At 44.3% G+C, this 12,169-nt stretch carries 7 protein-coding genes; 6 read left to right on the forward strand and 1 reads right to left on the reverse strand.

The features are described from left to right. The first annotated feature begins 153 nt into the window (after nt 1–153). The 6 genes from AC1HCU_RS14655 to AC1HCU_RS14680 all read left to right on the forward strand — a co-directional run bounded on the left by AC1HCU_RS14655 (nt 154) and on the right by AC1HCU_RS14680 (nt 11,156). The gene (locus AC1HCU_RS14655) at nt 154–3,648 is read left to right on the forward strand and encodes a TonB-dependent receptor (RefSeq protein WP_480367144.1); all 3,495 of its coding nucleotides are present in this window, start codon (nt 154–156) and stop codon (nt 3,646–3,648) included. 28 nt (nt 3,649–3,676) lie between these two features. Then, the gene (locus AC1HCU_RS14660) at nt 3,677–5,440 is read left to right on the forward strand and encodes a RagB/SusD family nutrient uptake outer membrane protein (RefSeq protein ID WP_480367146.1); all 1,764 of its coding nucleotides are present in this window, start codon (nt 3,677–3,679) and stop codon (nt 5,438–5,440) included. Nucleotides 5,441–5,459: 19 nt separating this feature from the next. After that, on the forward strand, nt 5,460–6,419 hold the full coding sequence (locus AC1HCU_RS14665; RefSeq protein ID WP_480367148.1) for a phosphodiester glycosidase family protein: 960 nt from the start codon (nt 5,460–5,462) through the stop codon (nt 6,417–6,419). Nucleotides 6,420–6,426: 7 nt separating this feature from the next. Next, nucleotides 6,427–8,289 carry a BACON domain-containing protein gene (locus AC1HCU_RS14670; protein WP_480367151.1) on the forward strand — a complete coding sequence of 621 codons (1,863 nt, stop codon included), beginning with the start codon at nt 6,427–6,429 and terminating at the stop codon, nt 8,287–8,289. A 78-nt stretch (nt 8,290–8,367) separates the two neighbouring features. After that, nucleotides 8,368–9,309 carry a DUF6528 family protein gene (locus AC1HCU_RS14675; protein WP_480367153.1) on the forward strand — a complete coding sequence of 314 codons (942 nt, stop codon included), beginning with the start codon at nt 8,368–8,370 and terminating at the stop codon, nt 9,307–9,309. 98 nt (nt 9,310–9,407) lie between these two features. Beyond that, entirely contained in the window at nt 9,408–11,156 is a 1,749-nt protein-coding gene (locus AC1HCU_RS14680; protein ID WP_480367156.1) for a DUF4091 domain-containing protein, read from the forward strand. Between the two features lie 59 nt (nt 11,157–11,215). Here the strand turns inward: AC1HCU_RS14680 and corA are convergent, their stop codons facing one another. Beyond that, on the reverse strand, nt 11,216–12,160 hold the full coding sequence (corA, locus tag AC1HCU_RS14685; protein ID WP_480367158.1) for a magnesium/cobalt transporter CorA: 945 nt from the start codon (nt 12,158–12,160) through the stop codon (nt 11,216–11,218). Between the last annotated feature and the right edge of the window lie 9 nt (nt 12,161–12,169).

The following is a 12,169-nucleotide window of genomic DNA, read 5'->3' on the forward strand; positions in this document are numbered from 1 at the left end:
TGCTTAATTATTTCTTATTTTATTAAAAAAGAGCAACCCTGTTCAGGGCTGCTCGGGATGATACTACAAAACAACCCTACTGTTTGCATCTTACGGTTGTTTGTGGTAAATCAGTTTAACAATCTCACTAAAATCATTAAACTTTACAAAGTTATGAATAATCTGACAGCTGTGAACAAAAATATTAAAAACATTATTCTGTTTTTTTCTTTTCTCTGTCTGAACCTTTTGTTGGTAACTCCTTCCTACGGTCAGAACGTTAAGGAAAAAAACATCACATTTTATGTTAAAAACGGGCAGTTGGTTGATGTCCTCAACAAAATCAGCCGGCAAACAAGTTTTAAATTTTTCTATGACCAGAGCACCTTACGCAAAGTTCCGCCTGTGACTATTGATGTAAAGGATGCCGGTATACAGGAGTTGCTGGATGTTATTACCGAACAAACAAAACTCTACTTTTACCGGACAGATAATACAATATCCATAAGCAGAACCCCACCGGTAATACAAAAGGCAATTACAGGCAATCAGAGTCAACAGGAGAAAGTAGTTACGGGAAAAATCACCGATGAAGCCGGTGATCCGGTTATTGGTGCCAACATTATTGAAAAAGATGTCGTAAGTAACGGAACAGTTACTGATATAGACGGCAATTTTTCGTTGAAGGTAAAATCAAATGCAACGATAACCATTTCTTACATAGGTTATGTGGAACAGGAGATACGAGTGGGGGGCAGAAGTTTTTTCAGTATTGTACTGAAAGAAGATACCAGAACCCTGGATGAGCTCGTAGTTGTCGGGTATGGGACACAGAAAAAACTCAATCTTACAGGTGCCGTCGCATCTGTTTCGGGCGATGTGCTGAGTGATAGGCCTATAGGCAATATTGCGCAGGGGTTGCAAGGGGTGATTCCCAATCTTAATATCACCTTTGCCAGCGGACAGCCATCGGCAGGTGCCGGGATCAATATCAGGGGCAACACATCATTAAACGGCGGGTCGGCCCTTGTGTTGATCGATGGCGTAGAGGGCGACCTCTCCCTGATTAACCCGCAGGACGTAGAGAATGTTTCCGTTTTGAAAGATGCCTCGTCAGCTGCTATCTATGGTGCCCGTGCCGCATTTGGTGTGATGCTGGTAACCACTAAGCAGGGACGTGAAAACCAGAAAATAAAGATCAATTATAATAATAACCTGGCATGGAGCACTCCGGCACGTTTGCCTGAGATGCCGAGAGCCGATGTATGGGCGAGAGCATGGAATGATGCATACGACAGTGAGTCGCCGGGCGACTATTATTTCAACGACCGTTTCCTGGCGGCACTGGATGCACACATTGCCGATCCTGAAAACAATCCCGCCATTCTTGTTGATACCGAAGGCATTCAAAGCCCTAACCATACACCCAACAACCCCGGGTGGGCCTATGTGGGTAATACGGATTGGATTCATGAGTTTTATAAGGATGCCGCATTTATGCAGCAGCATAATCTGAGCATTGCGGGTGGGTCGGACAAATCAAGCTATTACCTTTCGGGCGGTTTTAAAGATCAGGGAGGGATCTTTCGTTATGGGAATGATGACTATAAACGTTACAACCTCTCTTTTACCTTCGATACAAAGATGACCGACTGGCTTGACCTCGGTTTTTCAACCAAATACAATTATACGAATAATGACGAGCCGTATAAGGCCGGCTCATCTGCCGAGACCTGGTATTATGAAGTATATAGGATGTTTCCTACACTGTCGGTCTTTTTGCCCAATGGCGATTTTGCAGGAATGTCGCTGAGCCGCGGTAACTTCAATGTGATCGGTCATATGGCTGAGGCAGGACGTAGTATTAGTACCGGGAATGACATGTGGTATACCGGACGTTTCGACCTGCATCCATTCAAAGGCCTCTCTATTAAAGGAAACTATACCTTGAATAAATATTTCGGAAGAAGCAAAATACATCGTAAGACGGTTTACCAGACCATGCCCGAAGGGGTGGCTCCGGTTGAGAGCCAGACACCTAATTTTGTGTCTAACGGTAATACCGAAAATAATTATCAGACATTCAACGTGTGGGCAGAATATAACTGGGATATAGACAAACTTCACAATTTCAAGGCGATGGGTGGATATAATCAGGAAGGAAAAGATTACAAGGGATTGTCATTCAGAATGTCAGACCTATTCGATAATGAAACTCCTATTTCCGATCTGGCCATAAACTATGTCAGCAATAACGAAACCGATACGCGATGGAGGGTACAGGGTCTATTCTATCGGTTAAATTACGATTTCAAATCAAAATACCTTCTGGAATTGAACGGTCGTTATGACGGATCTTCAAAATTTCCTTCCGGCAAGCGCCATGTGTTCGTACCTTCTGCATCTGCCGGCTGGAGAATATCGGAAGAGAGTTTTTTCACTCCCCTACGCGGTGTGATAGATAACCTGAAACTCAGGGCATCTGTAGGGGTTCTGGGTAACCAGGCTATCAGTTCCTACTTCTCTTACATAGCATCTCTTACTGGTGGAGCCATGAGTAATTATATGATGAATGGCGAACCTCTCACCTATCTGTCGGCTCCCTCGTTGCCAAACAATGTTACATGGGAGAAAGTAATCAGCAGTGATGTCGGAATAGATCTGGCCTTGTTTGATAATCGCCTCTCCGGATCCTTCGATTATTATATCCGGGATACGAAAGATATGATACGCTCTGTGACACTTCCAGCTGTATTGGGTACCGGTGGAGGGCAGGAAAATCTTGCCGATATGCGAACCAAAGGATGGGAACTTGAAGTTTCCTGGAGGGATAAGATCAGCAATGTCCTGGGTAGCCCCTTGACCTATTCTTTATCGGCAGGTCTTTCTGATTATCAGGCTAAAATTACCAAATTTGATAACCCTACCGGTTCTTTGTCAATGTATTACAAGGGTTGGAAAATGGGAGACTATTGGGGATATGTTACTGATGGGTTTATAAGGGATGAGCATGAGGCTGCCCGCATGAATTATATACAAAGTTATATTTACCATACATGGAAGCCTGGAGATATCCGTTATAAGGATGTTAACAACGACGGAGTGATCAATATCGGTAAAAACACGTTGGATGATTCGGGTGATCTGGTGATTATTGGAAACAATACACCCAGATACCGCTATAATGCACAGCTGGATATCAATTGGAAAGGAATTGGCCTGTGGGTGATGTTCGACGGAGTAGGAAAACGTGATGTGTGGACCAGCAGCGACCAGTTCTGGGGATTCCCGCGCGGTATCTACAACGGAAATATTTTCCAGTACCATATCGATAATACCTGGAGCCCGGAAAATCCGGATGCATACTATCCAAGAAAGTCGTTAAACAACAGGAATATACAGCGACAATCGAAATATTTATTGAATGCAGCCTATTTAAGATTGAAAGGCCTGACCTTCAGTTATAATCTTCCGAAGAAATACGTATCCAGTTTATTTATAGAGCAATTGAGAATTTATGTGAGCGGAAATAATTTGTGGGAAAAAACACATATGCCTCCGTTTATGACTCCCGATATAACGGAGAGCCTGAGCGATGGAGGGTCCAATTCAGGAAAAGAGTATGCTTTTATGCGAAATTTTTCTCTTGGAGCAAACATTACATTTTGACGATAACATAATTTAAGACACAAAAGTGATGAAAAAATATATATATTTATTGACCTATATAACAATGATAAGCTGCAACTACCTGGATGTGGAACCTGGGGACACTATTACCGATACCCGGTTCTGGGCTACGGCCAACGGGGTTGCACTGGAACAGTATTGTCATACCTATTATCCAAGCCTGGTAATCGGACATGGGAACCCCAATTCGTGGGACGGCAGCCCCCTGATTACCGCCGATCTGCAATCCGATAACCTCTTAAGTGGAGGTGCGAATCAGATTGCATTCGGTAAAAATGTGAAAAACCATACCGATGGGGCATGGAGTTGGGGCGTTATACGCGGATGTAATGCATTTCTGGAGAATTACATGCGTAGCCCGGCATCGGCGAATGATAAAAGACATTATGCGGGAGAGATCTATTTCTTCAAAGCTTGGGATTACTTCAATAAAATGAAACGTTTTGGCGATCTGCCCTGGTATGACAAGGTGCTGGATAAAAACGATCCGGACCTTTACAAGAAAAGGGATTCACGCGTGCTCATAACAGACTCCATACTGATGTGCCTGGACAGGGCAATAGAGTACCTGCCCAAGCAGACCGATGTGTGCAAGGTGAGTAAAAATGCTGCTTTATTACTGAAAGCAAGAGTCTGTCTGTATGAAGGGACCTGGAGGCGTTACCGCGATATGGAGGGCGATGAAGAACTGTTAAAGAAGGCATACGATACCGCGGGTGAATTGATGAAGACCGAATATGGACATAATCTATATACTGGTAACGGCACGGAGATGAGCTATTTCAACCTCTTTATACAGGATCATTATCAGGGAAATCCTGAAATCATATTATCTCGTGAGTATGATCCCGCAATAAATATGGGACATCAGATCTCCAGGCAATATCCGATGAGTAATTACGGTATGAGTAGGGATTGTTTTGAAGAATATTTGTGTTCCAGAACAGGGAAACCGATATCTGTCTGCGGATGTCACAATCCCCACATGGGATATCTGTCGGAGATGATGGATCGTGATAGACGTCTCGTACAGACTATCTGCGTGCCTGATCCGAACAGTCCTCATGCACAGTATCTGTACAGGAAGGACGGAGGTCTTATGAAAGGAGGAGCTCCCAATATCTTCAATCTTTTTGACGGAACCAATGAACGGCCGTTTTACGGAACATCCGTTACAGGATATTGTATTAGCAAGTTCTATAAAGCTTCGGAATGGGAAGGTACCGAGGCTTTCAAAGGAACCACCGATGCACCGGTAATGCGTTATGCCGAGGTGTTGCTCATAAGAGCCGAAGCAGGGGCTGAACTGGGACTGGACCCGGAACTGGATAAAACGATCAATGCCTTGAGGCGGCGTGTAGGGTTCTCCTTCGACCTGACTGCCAACCCTGTTGAGGATCCTGACCTGGCCAGTAAATATCCCGATATAAAAGGAGCCGACAAAAATCTTATTCGCGAGATCAGGCGGGAACGTCGTATCGAACTGTTTGCCGAGGGCTATCGATGGGATGACCTTTGTCGCTGGAGAGCAGGAGTGAACCTGTTGAACCGTGAGCGGAGAGGAGCGATTATGGATTCCAAATTCTATTCAGCAAAAGAGATCAATATGATCAGGGAGAAAATAGGATTCGATGAGGATGGATTTATTACGCCTTATGCCATAAGGGTTACATATAAACCCTCTTTCACGGAAAAAAACTATCTGTTCAATATTCCCATTGAAGAGACTTCACTTAATCCTAATCTGTTACCCGATAATCCGGGATGGTAAAACAATAAAAAATTGAAACATGATACGAATAAATGATTTAAAATCGAATAAAAAATATATTACCCTCTGGTACGTTGTATGTATGCTGTTTCTCAGCTGCTCTTCTTCATCTGATGAGGTGATGGTGTCCGGCTTGCACAAAGGGGCGAAAACCCCGTTGATGCAATCGGTTGCCGATTATATGGATAAGATCCAGGTGGTGGAAAAAGATTCGTCCTATCAGCTTACGGAGGGATTAACAATTACAGAGGTGAATTTCAGGTACTTGACCCGGCCTACCCGGATGTTTGTTGCCGAGATCGATTTAGATAAAAATCTTTCGGTTGTGACCTGTACGCCTAACAATGAAAATATTCAAGATCAGCCTCAGGTCATGCCGGAACAAATGATTTGGGCAGAAAAAGCGGGGAAAGACATATGCGTAGGTGTGAACGGCGATTTTGCCGGTAAATATACCGACAAAAATAAATTTTTCACCATGAATATTTTTGTGAAGGACGGGCAGATACTGAAAGAGACCTATTATCCCGGGTATGAAGGCTTGTTTGTCGTTTTGAAGAATGGTGAAAGCAAAATAATTCACCCCAAGGACTTTGAGGGGATAAAAGACGATGTGCTGGAGGCCATGGGCGGATACCATTCGTTGGTAAGAGACGGAGAGGAAAATAAAGAGATGCCTGTGGATGATATTACCATGCAGTTTGGGCCCCGTACTTTTGTCGGGTTATCGAAAGATAACAAAAAATGTTTTCTGTTTGTGATAGACGGGCGTCAGGAAGGTTATTCTTCCGGGATGCGGCTGGAAGATGTCGCCACTTTATGTAAAGGCGCCGGATGCTACAATGCAATCAACCTGGATGGCGGAGGATCCAGTACTTTTGTCATCAAAGATAGAACAGGCAGTTTTAATGTATTGAACAAACCGTCCGACGGTCAATTGCGGCCGGTTATCAACGGATTAGTAGTTATAAAAAAATGAATAAATCATGAAAATATATAATTCCATATATCGAACTCTATGGGGAGTAATTGCATTTGCCTGTGTGTTGACGGCTTGTGACGATTCGTACGAAGTCCGCAGGGTAGAACCTAAAATAGATGTGCAGGAGTCCGTAACAAGCAGTCCGCAGACAATGCGTATGGTTGTGCCGTTAACCTCTTCATATCCTTGGTTTGCCGAGGCTTCCGGCGACTGGATTAATCTGACTAGATACAGAGGACAAGCATTGAAAGCCGATTCCATTGTCTTTTCGTGCGAGGAGAACCAAAGTATGGACGATCGTGAAGGCTGGATTGAAGTAAGGCTGATGGATCAGCTCAGTCAAAGAATAAAGGTAGTGCAAAAAGGGCGGGGGTCTCTTATCACGCTGCCTCAGAGCCTGGTCTATTTTAACCGGCAGGGCGGAGAGGTGATCATCGAAGTGGTCACTCATCAGGAATGGCAGCCGGAAGCGGCATCCAGGGACGGATTTACCTTTACCAAGGTTGATAACGGACATTTAAAGATTACTGCTTCTCCAAACGCTTCAGGGAAGGATCAAACAACAGAAATAAAGTTGTTTGACAAAGACAGGACAACTGATGCCACCTTGTCGATTATTCAAAAACCGGTTGATAAAATCTTGTTTATCCCTCTGGAAAAGGAGAAAAAAGATATTGTTATCAAGAAGGAGAGTTTTGCGATTGACATTCCGGTGACGTTGAATGTGGATTACGAGTGTGTTTCTTCCGGTTCGTGGATTGAGATAAAAGCTGATCAACAGCTGCAAGGCCATAACGTACAAAATGTAGTGGTTTCGGTAGATATTGCGAACAATCAGACAGGAGTGGAACGGGATGGATTTGTGGTGATAAAGAACAAAGGCAGCGTTGTTGAGGCATCCGACACCCTTTTCATCGCCCAGAGAGGAAAAAATCAGATAATTTACGTTAAGCCCGGCGGTAACAGCGACGGGACATCCTGGGAACAAGCCTTCGGCTCAATACACGATGCTATGGGGGCAGCTTCCAATAACGGAGATATGGAAATCTGGGTTGCCAGTGGGAATTATCAGTTTTCTTCTACGCTTACATGGAAAGCAGTGAATGTATACGGGGGCTTTTCGGGAACGGAGACAAAACTTAAAGAGCGGAACCTGAAAAATAAACCCGTATTCAAAGGGGGCAATTTTAATTTCATGAATGCCTGGAATAACAATGGCGATATCTGCTGGATGGACGGCATTGTTTTTGCCGATTGCGACAATTATGCCAACACAGGGGTGGGGTGTTTTGAAATCTACAAGAATCACGGATTCCGTAATTGTGAATTTCGCGACATCCGTCACGGTAAGGCTATCGGCTATTTCGAAGCATGCAAGATGATGAATTGCCTGTTCTATAACCTTCATTCTCAGAATTATTTAATAAGGGCAAACAATTCTCAATTATACAATGTTACCATTGCAAATAGCTTATCCGACGGATGGAATTCCAATTATTTCCATGGAGGCACCAAATTGTATAACACGCTTATCTGGAATATTAAAATAACGGGAGGATCTCGTACGCGAGCAGTAGTATGTGGAGGAGATATTCCGGCTGTTAATTGTGCCATCATGAACGGTCTAACAGAAAAAGGACTCGTTTGCAGCAGTTGTATTGAACTGTCAGCTGATAATAGTGCACCCGGTGGTCCTCATTTTACCAATCCTACGGACAATACACCGGACTTTTCACTCGCGGCCGGCTCGATATGTATTGATGCAGGTGACTCCGGATATCCGGGTATATCCGTCGATATTGTGGGAAACACCCGTATCATTGGTTCATCCGTTGATATAGGAGCCTATGAGTATATGGTAAAATAGTTTGAATGGATAGACAGTAAATCGAAAATCTGAAATAGCAGGGAAAAACCTCTCTGCTATTTCTTTAAAATTGAAAAAATGAACAGAAAATTAATTTCCTGCCATTTTATTTTCATGTTGATTGGCATCGTTATCATGAGTTGCGGATGCAGCTGCAGCAAAGAGGCCGTTATAACGAATAAACCGGAAAAAAAATTTACATTACCGGAAAAAGCTATTGTGGTCACCAATCAGGCGAATGCCTCTATTGTGATAGCAGATATGGTTACGCAGAAGATTGTATGGGAGTGGAACCCACTGTCGGGAAAGATACCGCAGGAAAGGAGATCATGGTTTAGCAACCCCAGCGAGGTGAAGCCGGTATATGATAACAGCTGTATATTGATGACGGCATCAGGCGGCGCGGTGGCACTGATCCGCATAGCCGACAAGAAAGTTTTGTTCTACGGACATGCCGGCGTTAATCCGCACTCGGCGGAACTGCTTCCCGACGGGAATATTGTTACCGCCTCTTCCACCGACGGGATTCTGGCTACATTCCGTACCGATACCCTGAAAGGATACGGCGAGATGGTCGCCAAATATGAGCTTCCGGCCGCTCACAATCTGTTTTGGGATAAGAAACGGGGCAAGCTTTATTCGGCGACACATGTGATGAATATTTACGATTACAACGGACAGAAAGACAAACCGCTTCTCAAGAATCAAATGAAGGTCGAAGTAGCTTCGAGCGATGAACCTCTTCGCTCTTCACACGATCTGTTTCCCGTAAACGGTGAGGAAGATATGTTGTGGCTTACGACCAACGAAAGGGTTTGGAAATATGATCAGAAAAGCAATAGAATCCAATCGGCATATCGTTTTCCGGCGGTAAAAAGTATTTCCGATTCCCGTTTCGGAACAATCATGCTGTGTCCCGACGAAGAGTGGTGGGCAGATCATTTGGTGGACGAAAACGGAAATGTTGTATTTAGGGCTTATGGGTTTAAAATTTATAAAGCTCGTTGGATCGTTAAATAAATATATGTGCAGAAGGGATAGTTATTGCCGATTTAACATGATAGCCGGCTAAAATATACCATCTTTAACACTTTGAAATGATTTTAAAACTAATTTTTATGATTCGATTTTACCCTCTTGTATTCTTACTTTTGATAGTGGGTTGTTCGCAACCTGCCCAAACTTTTAAAACATGTCAGACCTATGACGAAGCTGATCTTCCCGTGACAATCAGCTCTAACTGGGAAGCACTGGCTAAAGGTTTGCAGGTGTCTGTAGGAAGCATCGATACACGCTACCTGAAACATGAAATACCGGAAATAACCCCACATAAACAATGGCAAGGCGTTGCATGGAGGGGAGAACGTGTCTCGGCTCAGATGATTGTTTGGAGTAAGGATAGCGTTTCCCGGGTTGAATGCCTGTTTAGCGATTTTAAAACATCCGACGGGAAAATTATTTCTGCAGATGCCGCAAACATTAATTTTGTACGCTATGTAATTACAGATGAGTTTGCAGAAGGGTGCGGGCACCGAAAGCCTGAAGATTTCGCTTCATCGCTCAGTGCCGATGTTCTTGATAACGTATCCTGTTTCAACCTATCTCCCAACACAACACGCCCCGTATGGATAACGATAGATGTTCCCGCTGATGCGGAGCCCGGTATTTACATATCTACGCTACAGGTTTTTGCCGGAGGAAAAAAGAGAGATAAAATCTCATTCCAGCTTGAAGTGCTTCCTCAGATCCTGCCCCCAGGAACAGAATGGGCTTTCCATTTGGACCTGTGGCAGAATCCCTATGCGGTGGCCCGTGTTGCAGGCGTGGAGCCTTGGTCGCGAGGACACTGGGATGCTCTTCGGCCTGTAATGAAGATGCTGGCCGATGCAGGTCAGAAAGTTATTACCGCTACGTTGAACAAACGACCATGGAACGGACAAACCGAGGATGCGTTCGACAGCATGATTGGCTGGACAAAAAAACCGGACGGCTCATGGGCGTTCGATTATACCTTTTTCGACAATTGGGTTCAATTCATGATGGACTTGGGTATAAAAAAGCAAATCAATTGCTATACCATGGTCCCGTGGGGAAATACATTCTACTACTTCGATGAAAGTGAAGGGAAAGAGGTGAAGATTACTGCTGCACCGGGAACGAAAGAGTACGCAGGTTTGTGGAAACCTTTTTTGGCAGACTTTGTGAAACACCTCGATCAAAAAGGGTGGCGCGAAATTACCCGTATTGCCATGGACGAGCGCAATCCTGTAGAAATGAAAGCGATGCTGAAGTTGCTGGAAGAAGTAGCACCCGGAATGGGGGTGGCATTGGCCGACAACCACAAAAGCTACAAAGAATATCCCGACCAGCTGACCGATTTGTGTGTAGCACACGGAGCGGAGGTTGATCCGGAAGACCGTATATACCGGGCAGAGAAGGGTTATGTCACTACCTGGTATGTCTGTTGTTCAGATGTATTTCCAAATGTGTTCACCTTCTCCGATCCCGCAGAAGGAGCTTTTATTGGCTGGTACACCATGGCTGCCGGTTTCGATGGATTCCTGCGTTGGGCATATAACAGCTGGGTAAAAGAGCCGCTTATCGACTCGCGTTTTCGCACCTGGCCCGCCGGAGATACTTATGTAGTTTATCCCTATGGACGCAGCTCCATTCGTTTTGAACGGCTTCGTGAAGGTATTCAGGATGCCGAGAAAATTCGCATTCTGCGGGAAAACCTGCAGAACGAGCCTGGGAAGTTAAAACAACTGGAAGAAATATTAAGACGTTTTAATATCATAGAAAGGCCGGAAGATCTGAACAACCTGATGAGGGATGGCAAGGAGCTTCTGGAAAATTTATCACGGTGATAGACATAATATACAGTTGAGCCACTCTCATCCAGAGGGTGGCTCAACTGTATATTGGGCTACAACCACTTTTTCTTTTTGAAAAAGTAGAGAATGAACAGCGACGAGAGCACCATGAAGAGGATGGCTGCCGGATAACCCCACTTTTTGTCCAGCTCAGGCATGATGGTGAAGTTCATTCCGTAAATACTCGCAATAAGGGTGGGGGGCATGAAGATGACCGAGACGATGGTGAAGATTTTGATGATCTTGTTCTGCTCGATATTAACATAACCCAGGAAAGTGTCTTGCAGATAATCAAGCCTGTCAAAACTGAACTTGATATGCTCCACTAGTGAATTGATGTCTTTGATGATGATGGAAAGCTTGGGTTGCAGTTCCGTGGGAATAAATTCACTACGTAACATACTCGATACCACGCGCTGTTTGTCGATGATGTTTTCGCGTAGCATCATGGTTTTCTCCTGCAGGTTCTTGATCTCCGACAATAGTTCCTCATCGGCTTCCTGCAGGGTGAGGGTATTACTTAACTGGGTAATTTTCTGCGTCATGTTTTCAATCATGTCCGCATCAAACTCTACTCGTGTTTCCAACAGTGCCACAAGTACATGTGCCCCCGTAGGATAGTTTTTAGGATTGGCTGATATTTTTTTTACCGTCTCATGAAACGATATCAGCTCTTCGCCACGGACTGTGACCAATATGTTGTTTTTCAGGATAAACGATACCGGATCGGTCTCGAAATTCGATAAAAGGAAGTTCGAGTTAACCACAAGGGTGTCGTTGGTCTCGATATAGCGTGAAGACATCTCAATCTCAATCATCTCCTCTTCTTCCTGTATATATATCTTCAGGAAGTCCTCCAGTTCGTTTTCCACCTCTTCGTCCACGTCGTTGAGGTCGATCCATAGAAAATTCTGTATGGGGTTAGATTTCAGGAAATCGAGGCTGCGGCTTAATCTGACGATACCGTCTTTATGATAAAATAATTTAATTTCCGCCATGATCTCTTT

This window comes from Proteiniphilum sp. LBM24028 (genome assembly GCF_056629195.1).

What these genes read in the sequence shown, in the direction of transcription:
- AC1HCU_RS14655 (WP_480367144.1), top strand. Translation starts at nt 154, where the DNA reads ATGAATAATCTGACAGCTGTGAACAAAAATATTAAAAACATTATTCTG.
- AC1HCU_RS14660 (WP_480367146.1), top strand. Translation starts at nt 3,677, where the DNA reads ATGAAAAAATATATATATTTATTGACCTATATAACAATGATAAGCTGC.
- AC1HCU_RS14665 (WP_480367148.1), top strand. Translation starts at nt 5,460, where the DNA reads ATGATACGAATAAATGATTTAAAATCGAATAAAAAATATATTACCCTC.
- AC1HCU_RS14670 (WP_480367151.1), top strand. Translation starts at nt 6,427, where the DNA reads ATGAAAATATATAATTCCATATATCGAACTCTATGGGGAGTAATTGCA.
- AC1HCU_RS14675 (WP_480367153.1), top strand. Translation starts at nt 8,368, where the DNA reads ATGAACAGAAAATTAATTTCCTGCCATTTTATTTTCATGTTGATTGGC.
- AC1HCU_RS14680 (WP_480367156.1), top strand. Translation starts at nt 9,408, where the DNA reads ATGATTCGATTTTACCCTCTTGTATTCTTACTTTTGATAGTGGGTTGT.
- corA (WP_480367158.1), bottom strand. Translation starts at nt 12,160, where the DNA reads ATGGCGGAAATTAAATTATTTTATCATAAAGACGGTATCGTCAGATTA.